The following is a 19,621-nucleotide window of genomic DNA, read 5'->3' as shown; positions in this document are numbered from 1 at the left end:
ATAGTATCAACATCTTATACACATGAAATGTGGAAAAAATGTGTTAAGTTTGTGGATTAATTTTTTTCTTTAAAGTATCGATTGTGCTCTGCAGCTGTTCGTTGGTCTGGAGCTCCTTTTCAATCTTCTCAACACCGTGCATAACGGTTGTATGGTCACGATTTCCAAGATACTGTCCTACATTTTTCAGCGGGATCGCCAGAATTTCGCGGCAAAGGTACATGGCAACCTGCCTTGGCATAACAATCTTGGAACTTCTCTTATTTCCGCAAAGGTCTGCAGTGCTTACATTATAATGCTCTGCTACCATAGATATAATGTAGTCTGCGGTAATCTGTTTGGTTTCATTGGGGGCGATGATATCCTTCAGTGCCTGCTCGGCCAGCTCAAGAGTTACCTCTTTTTTCTCAAGCTTTGCATATGCAACTACTTTATTAAAGGCACCTTCCAGCTCACGAATGTTGGATTTGATGTTATTGGCAATATATTTGATAACATCTTCGCTTACGTTGTAGCCGTCCATGTCTTCCTTCTTATGAAGAATAGCCATTCGGGTTTCGTAATCCGGTAAAGTAATGTCTACGATCAGGCCCCATTCGAATCTCGAACGGAAGCGCTCGTCTAAAATCTCCATATCCTTCGGCGGTTTATCGGAAGATATGATAATCTGCTTGTTAGCACTGTAGAGACTGTTAAATGTATGGAAAAATTCCTCCTGAGTGGATTCTTTTCCTATAATAAACTGAATATCATCAATAAGAAGGACGTCGATGTTACGGTATTTCTCACGGAATTTGCTCATAGCGGTATTGTTTCCGTTACGGATCGTCTCGATTAGCTCATTGGTAAATTCCTCGCTGGTAACATAGAGAACCTTGCTGTCATCATCATTTTCAATAATAAAGTGGGCGATGGAATGCATAAGGTGGGTCTTGCCCAGTCCTGCTCCACCGTAGATAAACAGCGGATTGTAGGTATTTCCCGGAGATTCCGCTACGGCCAGGGCTGCTGCCTGTGCCAGCTTGTTGTTACTGCCCACAATAAAGGTATTGAATGTATATTTCGGGTTCAGATTTGCTTCTTCGCATCTGTCCTTAAAACGGTTATTCTGATCAGGTGTGGATTCGGAAGTGGATTTCTTGGTGGGAACATCTTCTGGAAGGATAAATTTAACTTCACAATCCGTCATTCCGGTAACTTCGCTTATTGTAACCTGCAGAGGCAGCTTATAATTCTTATTAATATAGCTTAAACGTACCTGATCAGATGCGATAATGGTAACCACGTTTCCACTTACATCGAAAACCTTCAGGGGTTTCAGCCAGGTATCGAAGCGAACATCGGAAAGATCGTGCTCCTTTTTCACAATTTCCAGGATTTCATCCCATTTTTCTATTACTGTGCTCATGTTTTCCTCCCGTAACACATCTGATTTATAAACATATCGAGGGAAATAATCGGTTTCCCCGATACAGAAGCCATTAAAGGACATAAATATCCTTATATATATTATAATAAATCACGTTTTTTAGCAATGAGAAATTCTTATATAAATAAGAAAATTATGCACATTTTCCGGATTTTTTACGAAAAAATGGAAGAGTAATCCACATAAAGGTGGAAGACCTGAGGAGATAGGGTAAAAATGTAGCAGAACGCGGAAAAAAAGAAAAAATAAAGGAAGAATCGTGTAGAATTGTCCACAATACATCCACAATTAAAGAAAAATACAGTGGATAATGAAAAATTCCCATGGAAAACCAGGAGGATATCTTGTGAATAACCTGCAAAGTTATCAACATTTTGTGTGTGGATAAATGTGGATAACAAGGTTGATAACTAAACTGGTTACCATAACATGGTTTTACAGGTTTCAATAATTGAAATTTATGTGCATAACTCTATCCACTGTCGAAACCCCTCGAAAGATGCTGTTTTTTGTAATAAATGCGTAAAAATCAACATTAAAAAGTGGATAGTTTTGCAGAAAATCCACGGGTTATCCACAAGTTATCCACAAAATGTGGATAATGTTACGTAAACCTCAAAATTAGGACAAGTTATGCACAGTGTGGATAAATAAGTGGATAACTAAAAATATATAAAAATTTTAATTTTGCAAGAATTTTTGCTTGACGAGGGACGCATTTATGAATATAATTGAAATGATGTTCTGATTAGGTTAATAATTTTAAATTCCATATAGATAAAGGAGGTGCTTTACCTATGAAAATGACATTTCAGCCGAAAAAAAGATCAAGAGCGAAAGTCCATGGCTTCAGAGCTCGTATGAGCACAAAAGGCGGACGTAAAGTATTAGCTGCCAGAAGATTAAAAGGAAGAAAGCAGTTATCTGCTTAAGACCGTTAAGACCGCAGTTTCTGTGGTCTTTTCTTCTATAAAGAAATAATCAGAATATGTCGCCTTATACAGCTAAGATAAAGCGAGTGCGGCATTATGAAAATAAGCAAAAGGAGAATCAGATGGAATACTCAGACTCCTTAAAGAAAAATAACGACTTCCAAAGAGTATACCGAAAGGGAACATCACAGGCAAATCGGTATCTGGTGATGTATGTGCTTGAGAACCATGACAGGCACATGGAGAATCGTCTGGGAATATCAGTAAGCAAAAAAGTAGGGAATAGTGTGGTACGCCACAGAGTCACCAGACTGATCAGAGAGAGCTATCGCCTGAATGAGAGATCATTTCGTCAGGGTCTGGACATTGTAGTGGTCGCAAGGCCAAATGCCAAGGACAGGACCTACCAGGAGATCGAGAGTGCACTTATGCACCTTGCAGGAAGAATGAAGATCCGCCGTGAGGCTGAGGTTCATTCAGAAGAATCAGAGAACGGATCAGGTCAGGCAGGAGAGCAGTAGTACTTGCAGATCGTTCCGTGGGAGGGTCATATTATGAACAGATGGAAACCTAAAAATATTATGATCAGATTGATTCGTCTCTATCAGAAATATATATCGCCGATGAAGAGAACAAAATGTCCTTATATTCCCACATGTTCTCAATATGGTTTAGAAGCAATCGAGAAATATGGTGCGCTTAAGGGCGGGCTTCTTGCAGCGTGGAGAATTCTGCGCTGTAATCCTTTTTCACATGGTGGATACGACCCTGTACCATAAAAGGTGCTGTAAAGTGTTCTTTTTACAATGATAGATTTATAAGACAATATTTTTACAATAAAAGTACAATAAATGACATTGTAAGCCGGAATTATATACAGCAAAACATTGACAATTGAATAGTTAAAGCCTAGGAGGAAACAAACTTGGATATGATTTTATTAACGAAGAGCAGTATTCCTATTATTGGTCAGCTGGCTTCAATTATGGGCTGGATCATGGATGGAATTTACAGAGTCCTGGATCTGGTGGGTATTCAGAACCTGGGTCTTTGTATTATTATCTTTAGTATTATTATCTATTTGCTTATGACACCGTTGCAGGTTAAGCAGCAAAAGTTCTCTAAGTTAAGCAGTGTTATGCAGCCAGAGCTTCAGAAGATTCAGAAGAAATACAAAGATAAAAAAGACCAGGCATCCATGCAGAAAATGCAGGAAGAAACTCAGCTTGTATATCAGAAATACGGTGTTTCACCTACCGGAAGCTGTGTTCAGCTGTTAATTCAGTTTCCTGTCCTGATGGCATTATGGCAGGTAATTTACAAAATTCCGGGTTATGTTGGAAGCGTAAAGACTGTATTTACAGGTCTTGTCGATCAGATTATTGGCGTAGGCGGATATACAGATCTGATTCAGAATTTTATTACAGACAATAAAATGACCCGTGTACAGCTTGCATTGGATAATGGTAAGGCTACCAGTGATTCTGTGATTGACTTCCTTTATGCATTGTCTCCTTCTCAGTGGAAGGATCTTGCATCTATGAATCAATTCAGCGGATTTTCAGACACTATTAATACTACAGCTGCTGAGATTTCAAAGATGCAGAACTTTTTCGGACTTAACATTGCAGACCAGCCATTGAATTACATTAAGGCTGCTTTTGAAGGAGCTTCCATAGCTCTGGCAATTGCTGCAATTATGATTCCTGTTCTTTCATGGGCTACTCAGGTGATAAGCTATAAGCTTATGCCGCAGGCAGCAGCTTCTGGTGACAGTAATGATACTATGCAGGCTTCCATGAAGACTATGAATACAGTTATGCCGCTTATGTCAGCTGTATTCTGTTTTACTTTCCCGGTAGGTCTTGGTATTTACTGGATTGCCAGTGCAGTTGTAAGAAGCATACAGCAGCTGGTGATCAACCGCCTGTTGGATAAGATGGACATTAATGATTTGATTAATGAAAACATGAAGAAGCTTGAAAAGAAGCGTACCAAAGAAGGACTTCCACCGCAGAAGATTACCAATCAGGCAAATCAGTCTACAAAAAATATTAATACCAAGATTGACAAAGGCTCCAGCAATGCAAATGCAGAAGAAAGAGCCAGAAAAGTTGAGGAATCCTACCAGAAAGCAAGAAATGCGAAGGCTGGAAGTATTACAGCAAAAGCAAATATGGTCAGGGATTTTGACGAAAGAAACAAGAAGAAGTAACGGTCGGGAACGGAGGGTTTCATAGATGGAGGAGTTTATCCAGTTTTCAGCAAAAACGAAGAATGAAGCAATCACCAAGGCGTGTATCGAATTAGGTGTGTCCAGTGATCAGCTGGATATTGAAGTGGTTTCTGAAGGTAGTTCCGGATTTTTTGGTATCGGAAGCAAACCGGCAATTATCAAAGCACGCAAGATCAATACTGTTTCTGAAGAGGATGAAATACAGGAAATCGTAGATACTGTTAAGGTTGATGCGATTAAAGAAGAGCACAATAAAAAGCCACCTAAGGCTTTTGCAAAAGCTGAGAAGCCGGCTCAAAAGAGTGAGATGGTGAAAGAAAAAGCTCCTGTAAAAGAGCCGAAAGAGCCAAAACCTTTTAAAGATACAAAGGAAAAACAGCCGCGCCCTGCAAAAGAGAAAAATTTTAAAGAACGTCCGGCAAAAGAAAAACCTGTAAAAGAAAAAATGCCAAGAGAAGAGAAGCCAAAGCAGTCCAAGCCTGTTGAGATCATCACCGATCCGGCTGAGATTAAAGACATTGAGGACAGAGCAATTGCATTCCTTCGCGATGTATTTGCATCCATGAATCTTGGCGAAGTGGAGATCACTTCCAAATACAACACAAATGACGGATGCCTTGAGGTTGCATTTGAAGGAGAGGATATGGGAATCCTGATCGGTAAGAGAGGACAGACCCTTGACTCCCTGCAGTACCTTACAAGCCTTGTTGTAAACAAGGGCAAGACCAATTATATCAGGGTGAAGCTTGATACAGAAGATTACCGCAGACGCCGCAAGGAGACTCTGGAGAATCTTGCAAGAGGAATTGCCTACAAGGTTAAGAAGACAAGAAAGCCAGTTGTACTTGAGCCAATGAACCCATATGAGAGAAGAATCATTCACTCAGCACTTCAGGGCAACAAGTATGTGGAGACTGTCAGCGAGGGCGAAGAGCCATACCGCCACGTTGTAGTAAAATTAAAAAGATGGTAAATGATTAAGTTATTCCAGGTGAAAGATGGAAGAACGGAAGCATTAGGCTTTTGTTTTCATGTCTTTCCCTGGGATAATTTTTTTTGTATAATAAGAGAAGCAATCAAACATGGAGGAAATCACATGAATACAACAATTGCAGCGATATCTACTGCTGTGAGTGCTTCGGGAATCGGAATCATCCGAATCAGCGGCCCGGAAGCCATGGACGTTATATCCCGCATTTACCGTTCCAAGGGCGGGAAAAAGAAGATCAAAGAAGTACCCACCCATACCATTCACTATGGCTATATTTATGATGGGGAAGAAGCGGTAGATGAAGTTCTGGTTATGGTTATGCGCGCGCCCAAAACATTCACAGGAGAAGATACCGTAGAAATTGACTGTCATGGCGGTGTCTATGCCATGAACCGTGTGCTGGAGACCGTCCTGAAAAACGGTGCTAAAATAGCCGGCCCGGGAGAGTTTACCAAGAGGGCATTCCTCAACGGCAGACTGGACCTTTCCCAGGCAGAGGCTGTTATGGATGTGATCCAGGCGAAGAATGAATATGCCCTGAGAAGTTCCATGAGCCAGCTGAAAGGCTCTGTCCAGAAGACAATCAAGGAGATCCGGAATGATCTGATTTATGAAATTGCTTTTATTGAGTCAGCACTTGATGACCCGGAGCACATCAGCCTTGATGGATATCCACAGAAGCTTCTCGGAATTGTGGAAAAAGAACAGAGATCCATCGACGGCCTGTTGAAAACTTCCTCAGACGGAAAGATCATCCGAGAGGGAATTGAGACTGTTATCGTAGGAAAGCCAAATGCCGGCAAGTCTTCCCTTCTGAACCTTCTGGTTGGGGAAAATAAGGCCATTGTAACGGATATTGAGGGAACCACAAGAGACATTCTGGAAGAGTACATCACTCTTCATGGAATCACGCTGAAAATTGTGGATACTGCGGGAATCCGTGAAACCCAGGATGTAGTGGAGAAAATCGGCGTATCCCGTGCCCGTGAGGCGGCAAAAGATGCGGACCTGATCTTGTACGTGGTTGACAGTTCCACACTTCTTGACGAAAATGATGAAGAGATCATAGAGATGCTGAAAGGCAGAAAAGCCATTGTGCTTTATAACAAAACAGACCTTGCGTCTGCAGTAAGCATGGAGGCGCTGGAAGAGAGAACTTCTCATCCAGTGATTCCCATTTCTGCCAAAGAAGAGACTGGAATCACCCAGCTTGCTGAGACGATTAAGTCCATGTTTTTCAGCGGAAAGATTTCTTTTAATGATGAGGTTTATATTACCAATGCCCGCCACAAGGAGGCACTGGAGGAGGCAGCCCAAAGCCTTTCCATGGTGCGAAGAAGCATCGAGGACGGCATGCCGGAGGACTTCTTTTCCATTGATCTGATGGCTGCCTACGCAAGCCTTGGAAAGATTACAGGAGAGGAAGTTGGCGAGGATCTGGTGAACGAGATCTTCAGTAAATTCTGTATGGGAAAATAATGGATGTGTAGATTATACGAGGAGATTGATCATGAAAACACTGGAAGAAAATTATGACATTGTAGTGGTTGGTGCAGGTCATGCAGGCTGTGAGGCAGCACTTGCAGGCGCAAGACTGGGGCTCGATACCATTATGTTTACAGTCAGTGCAGAGAGTATTGCACTGATGCCCTGCAATCCCAATGTAGGGGGCAGCTCTAAGGGCCATCTGGTACGTGAACTGGATGCCCTGGGCGGCGAAATGGGAAAAAATATTGACAAGACCTTCATTCAGTCCAAAATGCTGAACTGTTCCAAGGGTCCGGCTGTCCACTCCCTTCGCGCCCAGGCCGACAAGCAGGCATACAGCAACGAAATGAGAAAGACTCTGGAGAATCAGGAGAACCTGACTATCCGCCAGGGAGAAGTAACCAAGCTTCTTGTTGATGATGGGAAAATCACCGGAGTGAAGACTTATTCTGGCGCAGTTTACCACTGTAAGGCAGTTGTTCTGTGTACCGGAACTTACCTGAAGGCAAGATGTATTTACGGTGATGTAAGCAATTATACAGGCCCCAATGGACTTCAGGCGGCAAATTATCTGACCGATTCCCTGAAGGAGCTTGGAATCGAAATGTTCCGTTTCAAGACCGGAACACCTGCCAGAATTGCAGGAAATACCATTGATTACAGCAAAATGGAAGAACAGTTCGGTGACGAAAGAGTGGTGCCGTTTTCCTTTTCTACAGACCCGGAGGACGTGCAGATTGAGCAGAAATCCTGCTGGCTGACTTACACCAATGAGACTACCCATGATATTATTCGCGCGAACCTGGATCGTTCCCCGCTGTATTCCGGTATGATCGAGGGAACTGGTCCACGTTATTGTCCGTCTATTGAGGATAAAGTAGTTCGTTTTGCAGATAAAAAGAGACATCAGGTGTTTATCGAGCCAGAAGGCATGTACACAAATGAAATGTATATTGGCGGTATGTCAAGCTCCCTTCCGGAGGATGTGCAGGAGGCAATGTACCACAGCGTACCAGGCCTTGAGCATGCCAAAATCGTGAAAAATGCTTATGCGATCGAGTATGACTGCATCAATCCAAGACAGCTTTATCCAACACTGGAATTTAAGAAAATCAAAGGACTTTTCAGCGGCGGGCAGTTTAACGGAAGCTCTGGATACGAGGAGGCAGCAGCCCAGGGACTGATCGCAGGCATCAATGCGGCCATGGAAGTACTGGGAAAAGACCAGCTGATCCTGGATCGTTCTGAGGCTTATATCGGCGTTTTGATTGATGATCTGGTTACCAAAGAAAACCATGAACCGTACCGTATGATGACCAGCCGTGCAGAGTATCGTCTGCTTCTCCGTCAGGATAATGCGGACCTGAGACTTCGCAAAAAAGGCTGGGAAGTAGGTCTTGTGGATGATGAAACCTATGCAAAAGTAGTGGAAAAAGAGCGCCTGATCAAAGAAGAGATCCAGCGTGTTGAGAATACAAATGTAGGTATGACAGAGGCTGTTCAGAGCCTTCTGGAAAGCAAGGGAAGCACCCCTTTGAAGTCCGGAATCAGCCTTGCTGAACTGATCCGCAGACCAGAGCTTTCTTATGAGGATGTGGTTCCTATTGACAAGAATCGACCGGAGCTTGCCTGGGATGTGCAGGAACAGGTGAATATTAATATTAAATATGACGGCTATATTCGCCGCCAGATGAAGCAGGTAGAGCAGTTTAAGAAGCTGGAAGCTAAGAAGATTCCTGAAAATCTGGACTATGAGAAAGTAAAGAGCCTGCGCATTGAGGCGCGCCAGAAACTGGAACTTTACAGACCGGTTTCCATTGGACAGGCATCCCGAATTTCCGGCGTTTCCCCGGCTGATATTTCGGTACTGTTAGTGTATATGGAGCAGTACGGGAAGAATCATTAATTTGGTACGTTTTAACGGATAAAAATAAAAAGCAGTTTAACGTAAGGAGACATATATGGAATACGATTTAACTCTCTTTGAGAAAGGCCTTGAAGAGCTTGGAATTACCCTTTCCCAGGACCAGAAAAAGCAGTTTATCACCTATTATGAGTACCTTGTGGAGAAAAATAAGGTGATGAATCTGACTGCAATTACCGAGTATGAGGAAGTAATTCTGAAGCATTTCCTGGACAGCCTTTCGATTGTAAAGGTAAGTAATTTTGACCAGAATAAGCTTGCAGGAAAATCTGTCATTGACATTGGAACCGGCGCCGGATTCCCTGGAATTCCACTGAAAATTGCCTTTCCGGAGCTGAAGATTACCCTTCTGGATTCCCTGAACAAAAGGGTAAATTTCTTGAATGAGGTAATTGAAATGCTGGGGCTTAAGAACGTAACCGCAGTCCACGGAAGAGCTGAAGACTACGCCAAACAGAAAGAGCACAGGGAGAAATACGACTTCTGCGTCTCCCGCGCTGTAGCCAATTTAAGTACTCTTTCCGAGTACTGCATCCCCTTTGTAAAAGAAGGCGGAAGCTTTATTTCCTATAAATCCGGTAAGATCGACGAGGAACTTACCCAGGCCGAAAATGCCGTAAAAATCCTCGGCGGCAAAGTTCAGGACGTGGTAAAATTCCCACTTATGGACACTGATATGGACCGTTCTTTCGTCGTAATCAAGAAGGTAAAACCAACTGCAAAGAGGTATCCAAGGAAGGCTGGATTGCCCTCTAAAGAGCCGCTGGCGTAAGTCTTAAAAAGAAGATTCCGGGCAGATTTTGCTGCCTGGAATTTTTTACTTTCCAAAACACATTTCCAACACAAAATAATCACACTTTTCTCACACAATCATCTAAATTTCCTCACAGTTTGTACATAGAATTATCATAGAAAGTTGTCAGGGATACTCCTGATGCTTGCAACTTGAAGGAGGTAAAGAAACTTGATTGAAGTAAAAAATCTGGTAAAACGCTATGGCGACCATACCGCTGTAGACCACCTTTCTTTTGAAATTGAGAAAGGTAAGATTTACGGATTTCTGGGTCCTAACGGCGCCGGAAAATCCACAACCATGAATATGATAACCGGATATATTGCATCCACCGAGGGAACAGTAGTAATTGATGGTCATGATATTCTGGAAGAACCTGAGGAGGCAAAAAAATGCATCGGATACTTACCCGAAATGCCGCCCCTTTATTTTGATATGACAGTTCTGGAATATCTGAAATTCGTTGCAGATCTGAAGAAAATTCCGAAAGCTAAAAAAGCATCCATGATCGAAGAAATTATGGATATGGTAAAAATCACAGACATGAAAAACCGTCTGATCAAAAACCTTTCCAAAGGTTACAGACAGAGGGTTGGTATTGCACAGGCTGTGCTTGGATACCCGGAAGTCATTATTCTGGATGAGCCAACGGTAGGCCTTGACCCGAAACAGATCAACGAAATCCGAGAGCTGATCAAAGGCCTGAAAAAGAAACACACCGTAATCTTAAGCTCCCATATTCTTTCCGAAGTCAGTGCAATTTGTGATTACGTGCTGATTATTTCCCATGGAAAGCTGGTAGCCAGCGATACACCTGAGAATCTTGGAAAACTGGCAGCAGGCTCCAACAACCTGAATCTTCTTGTCAAGGGTCAGAAAGACACCATCAGAGCCGCTTTAGAGAGCGTAGAAAGCGTGAAAGAGGTTACGGTTAAGAAAGATACAAAGAGCACAGAAGAAGGCGTATACAGCGTCACAGTGGGCACAGAGGAGAATACGGATGTACGTGAGAAAGTATTCTACAGCATGGTAAATGCTGACTGTCCGATCCTTGAAATGCAGTCTAAGAAAGTATCTCTGGAGGAGATTTTCCTTGAACTTACGGAAAGTGAGAAGAAAGATAAAAATCCGGAGAAAAAGAATTCAGGAAAGCCGTTTTTTAAAACCGCTGCAGATGCAGAAAACTATCTGAATGAAAAAGATTCTGGGGAAAGTGAAGCAGAAGAAAACGGATCCGATGAGGAAAAGGAGGAAGAGTAAACCATGCTTGCTATTTATAAAAGGGAGCTGAAAAGCTACCTGACTTCTATGGTTGGATATCTGTTTATGTTCTTTGTACTGCTTATTGCGGGAATTTATTTCTCCGCATATCAGCTTACAGCAGCATATCCAAAATTTGAATACACATTAAATGCTATGACCTTTGTGTTCCTGATCGCAGTGCCGATCCTGACCATGCGTGTACTTGCTGAAGAAAGAAAACAGAAAACCGATCAGCTGCTGCTGACCTCTCCGGTATCTGTGTTCGGCATTGTAATGGGAAAATATCTGGCACTTGTTACCATTTATGCAATTCCTGTTGCAGTTCTGGCAACTTATCCGCTGCTTATGTCAAAGTTCGGAACAGTAGCTTTTGGATCCGCATACACAGCGCTCCTTGGATTTTTCCTTCTGGGCTGCGCAAACATTGCAATCGGCGTATTTTTCTCAGCAATTACTGAGAGCCAGGTAATTGCTGCGGTTCTGACTTTTGTATTTTTGTTCGCATTTTATATGATGAACGGTATTTCATCCTTCTTTTCACAGACCGCAATGTCCACATGCGTAACATTTGGACTTCTGATCATTGCATTGAGCCTTATGATTTACAGCATGATCAAAAATGCAGTGATCTCAGGTATTATTTGTGTAGCTGGCGAGGCTGTGCTGGTGATTATTTATGTAGTAAAATCCAGCGTTTTTGAAGGTGGAATCCAGAAAGTACTTGAAGTATTTAATTTAAGCTCTCACTTTGAAAATTTCACAAACAGTATTTTTGATGTGACTGGAGTATTGTACTTTGTATCTGTAATTACAATCTGCATATTCCTTACCATGCAGACAATACTGAAGAGACGCTGGAATTAAGGAGGTGGGAAGAAATGTTTTTTAGTAAGAAAAATAATAACAATAACAACATAAACGAAGAAAATACGGAAAGTGTAGAGAAGATAGAAAACAATAACAATAGTAGCAAAAAACAAAGGAAAAAGTTTAAAGATACAATTAACAAAAAGTATCTGAAAAATGGAAGCTACAGTTCTATTATGATTGTTGTATTTGCTGCTATCATTATTGTTATAAATATGATAGCTGGAAATCTTCCTTCTAAATACACCCGGCTTGATATCAGCTCCGAAAAACTTTATACAATCGGAGATGAAACAAAAGCAATGCTGAAGGATCTGGACAAAGATGTGATCATATATCAGATTGCCCAGAGCGGAAGTGAGGACGAAACCATCAGCAACCTGCTTCAGAGATATGCAGATGAGTCTGATCATATTACTGTAGAACAGAAGGACCCGGTGGTAAATCCGAAATTTATCAGTGAATACACAAGTGATAATCTATCATCCAACAGTCTGATTATTGTATGCGGTGACAGGAATAAAGTTGTAAATTATAACAATATATACGAATCATCCCTTGATTACAACACATACAGTTATAAGACAACAGGGTTCGATGGAGAAGGACAGATTACAAGTGCCATTGCATATGTAACCAGCGAGAACCTGCCGGTGATGTATACATTAGAGGGACATGGAGAGCAGGATCTGGATTCCACAGTGAAGGAAGACATTGAGAAAGCCAACATGGAGATTAAGTCCCTGAATCTGCTTACAGAGGGAAGCGTTCCAGAGGATGCGAGCTGTCTGTTGATTGATGCGCCTACAACCGATATCTCAGAAGATGAGAAAACAGCGCTGATCGAGTATCTGGAAAATGGAGGAAAAGCAATGATTTTCTCTGATTACACCGGACAGGAAATGCCGAATTTTGACGCTGTACTTGAAAATTATGGTGTAAATCGAGTAGATGGCCTGGTGTTTGAGGGAGATTCCCAGCACTATGCGGCACAGATGCCATATTATCTGGTACCTACCATAAATAGTACAGACATTACTTCTGATCTTGTTTCTTCTGGATATTATATTCTTATGCCATACGCACAGGGAATTCAGAAATCAGAAGATGTAAGAGATACTGTAACGATTGAAAGTCTTCTCACAACCTCTGATAGTGCTTATTCCAAGACGGATGTGAACAGCGGAACTCTTTCAAAAGAAGATGGAGATGTTGATGGTCCGTTTGATCTGGGTGTAAGCATTACAGAGACTGTTGATACTGATAAAGAAACGCACATTATTTATTATTCAACATCAAATTTACTTCAGAGCCAGGTGAACCAGATGGTTTCCGGCGGAAATGAGAAACTGGTAATGGCTTCCTTAAGTGCTCTTGTTGACACGGAGGACAGCACAACAGTCTCTATCCCGTCCAAGAGCCTGGAAGTATCTTATCTGACTTTGACAGCATATGATGCAAGCTTCTGGAAGATCTGTGTGATTGGTTTGATTCCGGGAGCATTCCTGTTAGTTGGATTTATGATCTGGTTAAAGAGGAGAAAAGCCTGATGAAGAAAAAATCTGTAAATCTTATTACAGCAGTGGGCGTTTTGGTTGTTCTCAGTGGAGCTTACGTAGGTGTAAAAACCTACGTGGCGAAGCAGGATGCCGAAGAGGCAGAAGCCGATGAGGAGGAATCTCAGGAGATTATTTCCATTGCGTCCGATGATGTAAAATCTGTTAAATTTGTAATGGATAAAAAAGAAGTTACTTTTGAGAAAGATGGAGATTCCTGGGTGAAAAGCGATGAGACTGCTTTTCCTGTAGACCAGGATAAAATGGATACTCTGATCAGCTCCCTGAGCTCTGTGAAAGCGGAACGAACACTGGAAGATGTGGAAGACGCTTCTGAGTACGAGCTGGAGCAGCCGGAAAATACAATCACAGTGACAATGGAAGATGGAAGTGAAACGGTTATTCGCGTTGGCATGGAGAATGATTCTACCAGCCAGGAATACATTGACCTGGATAAAGATTCCTCCACTGTTTATGTAGTTAGCAATTCCACATTCCAGTCCTTTGAAGGAACCTTGTATGACTTTGCTGAGAGCGGAACTTTCCCAACAGTGGATTCCTCCACAATAAGTAAAGTGTCTGTGGATGGAAAAGATTCTTCCTATAGCATTGAAAAGGATGAAAATAACTTCTGGAATATAACAGAAAACGGCAACACGGAAAAGGCAGATTCTGCAAAAGCTACATCCCTGACAAGTGCCGTTTCTGGCATGGCATATGCAAGCTTTGTTAACTACGACTGCTCAGATGAAGAGCTTTCTCAGTATGGTTTGGATAAGCCTTATGCTGAAATTACGGTGGATTATCAGGAAGAAGTCGAGAAAGACTCCGCTGATGAGAAAAATGAGGCTAAAAACGGCTCAGAGGACGCTACAGAGGCACCTGAGAATGCGAACCAGGATGAGAAAAAAGCTGCCGATTCTGAGGAGAGCACGGCGGATGACACAGCAGAAAATGATGATGCAGAAAGTGCGAACGATACAGATACAGACGAAGCTACTGCGGATTCCGAGGGAGATGTAGAAGAGGCTGTAGATGAAGCTGACACAGATTCTGAGGAAGAGGTTGAGACCGAGATGGTTGATCGCGAGCTTGTGATTCAGGTTGGCGATGAGTCATCTGACGGCGGACGATATGTACGCGTAAATGACAGCAATGAAATCTATACAATTTCAGAAGATACGCTGGACACCTTCCTGGGAAAAACAGCTGCCGATTTCTGGAATCTGACAGTAAGTTATCTGTCAGTTAATAACCTGGAAACATTGGATGTAAATTACAAAGGTGATGAGTACACTGTAAATGTTTCACGTGAAACATCTTCGGAAGAAGAGGAAAGCAGTGATGAGGCTGATGTAGATAACAGTACAGATGACAGTGCTGAGGATGCCTCAAGTTCCGCGACTGTAACATTGTCCTATAAATTGAATGGCGCCGAGCTGGACGGTGCTACATTTACCACTTTCTACAATAAACTGATCAACCTGGCTGCACAAAAACGACTTACTGACAAATTTGAGTCAAACGCAGACCCTGAAATGACAGTAGATTTCACAGATGTTGACGGAAATAAAACAACCGTAGAATATTACTCCTACGATACCAATTACTATGCTGCCGTTACAGATGGAAAAACATATCTGATAAACAAAATGACAGTGAAAGAATTATTCCAGGCATTTGAAACTGTTGCAGGGATAGAGGAGAACAGTACAAGCGATACGGATGATAACGCTGAAGAAGAGGGTACTGCTGCTTCTAATAGCCTGGCGGAAGACGAAACAGATGCTGCAGAATGATAGACTGCGAAAACGGGTTGGATAAGAACTAAAATAATTTGATGTAGCTGGCTTTTGATGCGGCAAATTTGAAGAGCTTCGATGTAAAACTAAGATGCTAGTTTTGCATCGGAGCTCTTTTACTCTTTTGGGTTTCGCAAAAAAATAGACATTCTGCGGAAACTTACTTTTGCATCGCGGAATGTGTTTTACTATCATGCATCTTTACTGTTTTTGAATAATTGCGCGTCGCATTCTCGTTACTTCCGGTGATGAGTTAGACGCGCAAATTTTTTTACAAAAAACAGAACAAACGTTTACACAAACAGATACATATGATATAATATTTATATGGAAAAGATATATTTGATATAGATATAACAAACTTTCATATGGTAGGGGATATGGCTGTTCTTTGCAGTATCATCTTGTCTGGTGTACAAAATACAGAAAAAGGTTTTAAAAAATGGAATCGATACAGAATGTAAAGAAATGTTACAGGATCTTGCAGAAGAATATAAATTTCAGATCCTGGCAATGGAGGTGATGCCGGACCATATCCATCTGCTTGTTTACATCGAAGGACAAAAGGAAAAAGAAAAAAGCCTGACAGAAGAAATGGTTTGTTGGAGGAAAAGAGATGCAGACAGTATCCAGCTATGGCGTAGAAGTACGAAAACAGAATATCCCGATCCGCCAGACACTGGGACTCTATCGGTCTGCGGTCAGCTATCTGACAGAAATATATGAGCAGGTGTGGGAAGAACTGGAAGAGATCCCGGAGGCTAAAAGGCGTTTTAATGCCGCATAGCATCTGGTGCATACTACGAAAAAAACTGCACGTTTTGATTTTGACTTCCGCTTCCCGAAGATGCCATCCTACCTCAGAAGAGCTGCAATCCGGCATGCATTGGGAAGTGTATCTTCTTACAAAACACGGATGGATCTGTGGACAAAGTCAGGGGAAAAAACAGGGATGCCCAAACTGGTGTATGAGAATCATGCCATGCCTGTTTTTTACCGTGGTGTCATGTACAGAGAGGGAGCAGAAGGAAAAGAGGAAGCATATCTGAAATTGTATGATGGCCATGACTGGAAATGGTTTTGTGTGCGTTTAAACCATACAGATATGGAATATCTTCGTAAGAACTGGTCGGGGAAAAAGGCATCTGCCCCCGATACTGGAGAAAAGACACCATAAATATTTCCTGCGTTTTTCCTATACGAAAGAAATAACACTTACAAAAACACCGGTAAAAGAACAGGTCATCTGCAGTGTGGATCTGGGGATCAATACCGATGCAGTCTGTACCATTATGCGGGCAGACGGAACTGTCCTGGGAAGAAGATTTATCAATCATCCCAGTGAAAAAGACTGGATGTATCGCACGCTGGGACGGATCCGGAAGTTCCAGAGGGAACACGGCTCTGCGCAGTCACGGGGAAGATGGGCATATACGAAACGCCTGAATATAGAGCTGGGAAAGAAGATCGCAGGTGCAATCATAAGATATGCAGAGGAAAACCATGCAGATGTGATCGTATTCGAATATCTGGAAATGCAGGGGAAGATATCCGGAGAGAAAAAACAGAAACTGCATCTGTGGAGAAAACGGGATATCCAGAAACGCTGTGAACATCAGGCACATAGAAAAGGGATGCGGGTATCCAGAGTCTGCGCATGGGATACAAGCAGGCTTGCATATGATGGCTCCGGAAGGGTATCCCGTGACCCGAAAAACCACAGCCTCTGTGTATTCCAGACCGGAAAAAGATATAACTGTGATCTGTCAGCATCGTATAATATCGGGGCAAGATATTTTATCAGAGAACTTTTAAAACCCCTTCCGGCAACGGAAAGGTCTTTACTGGAGGCAAAAGTCCCTTCAGTAAAGCGTAGGATCTCATGTGTATATGCGGACTTAGGAGAATTATTTTTAGAAATGGAACTTTTAAGAGCAGCATAAACACAGGCAGATATACAGCGGACTACCTGTGATGTTGGAACCTGCCATATCTGGCATGGAAAAGCGCATGACTGCGCATATCCTAAGTTACAGGCGTATCCGCCGATATTTAGCCTTGTCGCTTAAAGCGACTGAGGAGCACGCGACTTTAGTCGTGTGAAATCCACTTACAAAGTACGAAAATAATGTCGGAAAATATATTAAAAGCACGAAAATGTGGACTGCCACAATAAAAGAATAATAAAAGTACTAAAAATAGCACTTTTGAAAGCAAAAGAGATAAAAATAGGACTTGCAAAAGAAAATAGCAATGAAAATCGACATAAAATAAAAGCGTCAGAACATACGCCTTACTAATAAGCGCGCAGGGAACGTTACATTAGAATACGCCTGAAAGATTATTCTTGCGTTTCACGTGCTTTGTTTCACAGAAAAACTTTTCTAGGCACAATCCAAAACACATTGTGCAAACAACAAACAAAACAATGAGGAAATATAAAAATAATAACAAAATACGTGCAGCCTAATTAGGAAAAATAATCCTGCCAAAAATAAAAAAATATCAATATATTAGATGAAATGCGCAAAGAAAGAGATAAATAGCGAGAAAAAGATAATATTATGATGAAAATACATATCACAAAATGTGCAAAAGATAAGAAAATGAATAAGTGAACAATGAAAAAGTCTTGAAATGTTATTAAAAAACATTTCAAGACTTTGAAATAACAAAAGAAAAAGCGAGTATTGTTATATAAAAAATAAATGGCGTTAATCGAAAAACGCCCCAACCTGTTCGAGAAACGCTTCTACGTTTTCAATATGTGGGAAATGCTTGGAATAAGGAATGGTTGCGGACTCAATTGCTGGATTAGCTTTACAGTAGTCTTCTACAATTCCTGCACCGTTTGACTCGTCTTCGCCTTCTACAATATAAATACTGTTATCCAGTGTGCTGAGGGCATGACGAATGTTAATATTCATATATTTAGCACTTTGGCTTGAATATAAATACTTGGCATAGTAACCACCCTTATGAGCAGCTTCGTAGTAAGCGTCCAAAACATCACCATCTACGTGGAATGGATTGTAGTAAAGCTTATCCAGGAAGAAATCACTAATTGTTTCACGTGAAACATTTATATGATAAATAAAGGTTCCAAACACTGGCAGTTCTACGAGAAATTTAAATATTTTGTCTTTCTGAGTAGGAATCTGGGCCAGGGAAGCCATACTTACAGGATTGACAAACATAATTTTATTAATGTTTTCTTTGTCATATGCGGCAGCAGTAGTAACAAATGAACATGAGAAGCCACTGGCAATTATATCAGTCTTTTCTTTAATAACATTCTTGATAAAATCGCAGATGACCTGTACAAAGAGGAAATTAGTGTATGTAATTCCAGCTTTTTCAGAACGTCCGCATCCTAACAAATCGAGAGTATAAACTGTATGCTCCTGGGCAAGATGTTTCTCAACACGTGACCATTCATATCCACTTGCACCAGGCATGGCATCGTGGATCAAAAGAATAGGAGAACCGGTGCCTTTCTTTGTATAATATATTTTTCCGAAACGCCATTTGTAGTAGTTGTGGTTGGAAAAATCGAGCATTTCTTTTAATTGTGAAGAGGCAACAATCACTCTATTGGACAGATGGATGACACCAGCAGCGATAGTGGTTAAGGCAGCCAGAGTCAAAAGTTTGTGTTTACTTTCTTTCATTTTTATAGAGAACCTCCTTTGAATTTGTATGTATATTATACGCCTTACAGGTGAATTTTACAATAATTTTGTGGGATTTGTACACTCTGCGGTTGATATCTAAAAGGGCGGCTTAGTGAAGCAATCGTTGCCCGGACGCGAGTTCACAAGGTATATTCATCGCAGGTCGTCGCAACACTCCGCCAAGCTAACTGTCAACTGCGACTAAGCATCTCAGGAGAGCCTTCGATGCTAAGTCTCCGTAGACAGTGGATCTCGTCTACGTTAAGACCGCTCCTGAAATGACCTGCTCACGAATATACCTTGCGAGCTCACTGGTTACTGGTAAGGGGAATGCGCTAAAACGATACTTTTTCACTGGCGCTGGGGAGAGTTTTAACCAATACACAATATCTGCCCGTTATTATTAAGTGGTCATTTCGGGAGTAGAGATAAAATCTGAAGAATTTAATTAAGATCCGTTGTTCTATGCACAGTAATATCAAGTGTTCTTACAGGATGTTATGTAGCCGATTATCTTGGAATCAGTTTTAGCTGTAACTTTAAGCCATAACATTTCATGCGCATTGCATTCACTTCTGTGGAGCAATAGATTTCAACAACCAGATTTCCCCCGGAACACCTGGGGGAAAGCGTCCGCCTTGATTACCTAAACCGCCCTTTTACAAA

17 protein-coding genes and 1 pseudogene are annotated in these 19,621 nt (G+C 41.6%); 16 read left to right on the top strand and 2 right to left on the bottom strand.

From position 1 onward, the window contains the following. Positions 1 to 43 precede the first annotated feature (43 nt). Positions 44 to 1,408 (bottom strand): chromosomal replication initiator protein DnaA, encoded by a 1,365-nt coding sequence (dnaA, locus tag H8S54_RS03940; RefSeq protein ID WP_117849613.1) that lies wholly within the window; start codon positions 1,406 to 1,408, stop codon positions 44 to 46. Between the two features lie 818 nt (positions 1,409 to 2,226). On the opposite strand from dnaA, the gene rpmH reads away from it, so the two are divergent. The 16 genes and pseudogenes from rpmH (at position 2,227) to H8S54_RS18090 (ending at position 17,224) form a co-directional block, all read left to right on the top strand. Then, complete coding sequence (gene rpmH, locus H8S54_RS03935) at positions 2,227 to 2,361, top strand: 50S ribosomal protein L34 (RefSeq protein ID WP_005423866.1); 135 nt, start codon at positions 2,227 to 2,229, stop codon at positions 2,359 to 2,361. A 122-nt stretch (positions 2,362 to 2,483) separates the two neighbouring features. Continuing rightward, positions 2,484 to 2,882: a ribonuclease P protein component gene (rnpA, locus tag H8S54_RS03930; RefSeq protein ID WP_186900961.1), complete on the top strand. Its 399-nt coding sequence runs from the start codon at positions 2,484 to 2,486 to the stop codon at positions 2,880 to 2,882. 33 nt (positions 2,883 to 2,915) lie between these two features. After that, complete coding sequence (gene yidD, locus H8S54_RS03925) at positions 2,916 to 3,140, top strand: membrane protein insertion efficiency factor YidD (RefSeq protein ID WP_021925157.1); 225 nt, start codon at positions 2,916 to 2,918, stop codon at positions 3,138 to 3,140. 152 nt (positions 3,141 to 3,292) lie between these two features. After that, on the top strand, positions 3,293 to 4,576 hold the full coding sequence (gene yidC, locus H8S54_RS03920) for a membrane protein insertase YidC (RefSeq protein ID WP_186900971.1): 1,284 nt from the start codon (positions 3,293 to 3,295) through the stop codon (positions 4,574 to 4,576). Between the two features lie 25 nt (positions 4,577 to 4,601). Next, positions 4,602 to 5,570: an RNA-binding cell elongation regulator Jag/EloR gene (gene jag, locus H8S54_RS03915; RefSeq protein WP_117849610.1), complete on the top strand. Its 969-nt coding sequence runs from the start codon at positions 4,602 to 4,604 to the stop codon at positions 5,568 to 5,570. A 123-nt stretch (positions 5,571 to 5,693) separates the two neighbouring features. Further along, a complete protein-coding gene (gene mnmE / locus H8S54_RS03910; protein WP_117849671.1) occupies positions 5,694 to 7,067 on the top strand; it encodes a tRNA uridine-5-carboxymethylaminomethyl(34) synthesis GTPase MnmE in 1,374 nt (457 codons plus the stop codon). A gap of 31 nt (positions 7,068 to 7,098) precedes the next feature. Further along, positions 7,099 to 8,982, top strand: a complete 1,884-nt coding sequence (gene mnmG, locus H8S54_RS03905) for a tRNA uridine-5-carboxymethylaminomethyl(34) synthesis enzyme MnmG (RefSeq protein WP_186900960.1) — start codon at positions 7,099 to 7,101, stop codon at positions 8,980 to 8,982. A gap of 55 nt (positions 8,983 to 9,037) precedes the next feature. Beyond that, entirely contained in the window at positions 9,038 to 9,772 is a 735-nt protein-coding gene (gene rsmG, locus H8S54_RS03900; RefSeq protein ID WP_186900959.1) for a 16S rRNA (guanine(527)-N(7))-methyltransferase RsmG, read from the top strand. Between the two features lie 192 nt (positions 9,773 to 9,964). Beyond that, the gene (locus H8S54_RS03895; RefSeq protein WP_117849603.1) at positions 9,965 to 11,053 is read left to right on the top strand and encodes an ABC transporter ATP-binding protein; all 1,089 of its coding nucleotides are present in this window, start codon (positions 9,965 to 9,967) and stop codon (positions 11,051 to 11,053) included. A 3-nt stretch (positions 11,054 to 11,056) separates the two neighbouring features. Next, positions 11,057 to 11,920 (top strand): ABC transporter permease, encoded by an 864-nt coding sequence (locus H8S54_RS03890; RefSeq protein ID WP_021925132.1) that lies wholly within the window; start codon positions 11,057 to 11,059, stop codon positions 11,918 to 11,920. 14 nt (positions 11,921 to 11,934) lie between these two features. Further along, on the top strand, positions 11,935 to 13,473 hold the full coding sequence (locus H8S54_RS03885; RefSeq protein ID WP_186900958.1) for a GldG family protein: 1,539 nt from the start codon (positions 11,935 to 11,937) through the stop codon (positions 13,471 to 13,473). Then, complete coding sequence (locus H8S54_RS03880) at positions 13,473 to 15,278, top strand: DUF4340 domain-containing protein (RefSeq protein ID WP_186900957.1); 1,806 nt, start codon at positions 13,473 to 13,475, stop codon at positions 15,276 to 15,278. Before H8S54_RS03885 ends, H8S54_RS03880 begins: the two co-directional genes overlap by 1 nt. Positions 15,279 to 15,636: 358 nt before the next feature. Further along, a pseudogene (tnpA, locus tag H8S54_RS19535) lies at positions 15,637 to 15,830 on the top strand (IS200/IS605 family transposase); the annotation flags it as partial. 67 nt (positions 15,831 to 15,897) lie between these two features. After that, positions 15,898 to 16,068: a hypothetical protein gene (locus tag H8S54_RS18100; RefSeq protein WP_243176633.1), complete on the top strand. Its 171-nt coding sequence runs from the start codon at positions 15,898 to 15,900 to the stop codon at positions 16,066 to 16,068. 165 nt (positions 16,069 to 16,233) lie between these two features. After that, positions 16,234 to 16,458 (top strand): hypothetical protein, encoded by a 225-nt coding sequence (locus H8S54_RS18095; RefSeq protein WP_243000120.1) that lies wholly within the window; start codon positions 16,234 to 16,236, stop codon positions 16,456 to 16,458. Positions 16,459 to 16,534: 76 nt separating this feature from the next. Then, complete coding sequence (locus H8S54_RS18090; RefSeq protein WP_243000119.1) at positions 16,535 to 17,224, top strand: IS200/IS605 family accessory protein TnpB-related protein; 690 nt, start codon at positions 16,535 to 16,537, stop codon at positions 17,222 to 17,224. Positions 17,225 to 17,995: 771 nt separating this feature from the next. Here H8S54_RS18090 and H8S54_RS03865 read toward each other — a convergent pair. Continuing rightward, positions 17,996 to 18,952, bottom strand: a complete 957-nt coding sequence (locus H8S54_RS03865) for an alpha/beta fold hydrolase (protein WP_021926596.1) — start codon at positions 18,950 to 18,952, stop codon at positions 17,996 to 17,998. Between the last annotated feature and the right edge of the window lie 669 nt (positions 18,953 to 19,621).

The sequence above is a fragment of the Blautia segnis genome (genome assembly GCF_014287535.1).
In the GTDB taxonomy this organism is placed as follows: domain Bacteria; phylum Bacillota; class Clostridia; order Lachnospirales; family Lachnospiraceae; genus Blautia_A; species Blautia_A acetigignens.
Note: the sequence above shows the minus strand (reverse complement) of the source record. Positions and strands in the feature narration are given on the sequence as shown.

What these genes read in the sequence shown, in the direction of transcription:
- yidD (WP_021925157.1), top strand. Translation starts at nt 2,916, where the DNA reads ATGAACAGATGGAAACCTAAAAATATTATGATCAGATTGATTCGTCTC.
- mnmG (WP_186900960.1), top strand. Translation starts at nt 7,099, where the DNA reads ATGAAAACACTGGAAGAAAATTATGACATTGTAGTGGTTGGTGCAGGT.
- dnaA (WP_117849613.1), bottom strand. Translation starts at nt 1,408, where the DNA reads ATGAGCACAGTAATAGAAAAATGGGATGAAATCCTGGAAATTGTGAAA.
- yidC (WP_186900971.1), top strand. Translation starts at nt 3,293, where the DNA reads ATGATTTTATTAACGAAGAGCAGTATTCCTATTATTGGTCAGCTGGCT.
- H8S54_RS18100 (WP_243176633.1), top strand. Translation starts at nt 15,898, where the DNA reads ATGCAGACAGTATCCAGCTATGGCGTAGAAGTACGAAAACAGAATATC.
- H8S54_RS03865 (WP_021926596.1), bottom strand. Translation starts at nt 18,952, where the DNA reads ATGAAAGAAAGTAAACACAAACTTTTGACTCTGGCTGCCTTAACCACT.
- H8S54_RS03880 (WP_186900957.1), top strand. Translation starts at nt 13,473, where the DNA reads ATGAAGAAAAAATCTGTAAATCTTATTACAGCAGTGGGCGTTTTGGTT.
- H8S54_RS18095 (WP_243000120.1), top strand. Translation starts at nt 16,234, where the DNA reads ATGCCCAAACTGGTGTATGAGAATCATGCCATGCCTGTTTTTTACCGT.
- H8S54_RS03885 (WP_186900958.1), top strand. Translation starts at nt 11,935, where the DNA reads ATGTTTTTTAGTAAGAAAAATAATAACAATAACAACATAAACGAAGAA.
- mnmE (WP_117849671.1), top strand. Translation starts at nt 5,694, where the DNA reads ATGAATACAACAATTGCAGCGATATCTACTGCTGTGAGTGCTTCGGGA.
- jag (WP_117849610.1), top strand. Translation starts at nt 4,602, where the DNA reads ATGGAGGAGTTTATCCAGTTTTCAGCAAAAACGAAGAATGAAGCAATC.
- H8S54_RS03890 (WP_021925132.1), top strand. Translation starts at nt 11,057, where the DNA reads ATGCTTGCTATTTATAAAAGGGAGCTGAAAAGCTACCTGACTTCTATG.
- rnpA (WP_186900961.1), top strand. Translation starts at nt 2,484, where the DNA reads ATGGAATACTCAGACTCCTTAAAGAAAAATAACGACTTCCAAAGAGTA.
- rsmG (WP_186900959.1), top strand. Translation starts at nt 9,038, where the DNA reads ATGGAATACGATTTAACTCTCTTTGAGAAAGGCCTTGAAGAGCTTGGA.
- rpmH (WP_005423866.1), top strand. Translation starts at nt 2,227, where the DNA reads ATGAAAATGACATTTCAGCCGAAAAAAAGATCAAGAGCGAAAGTCCAT.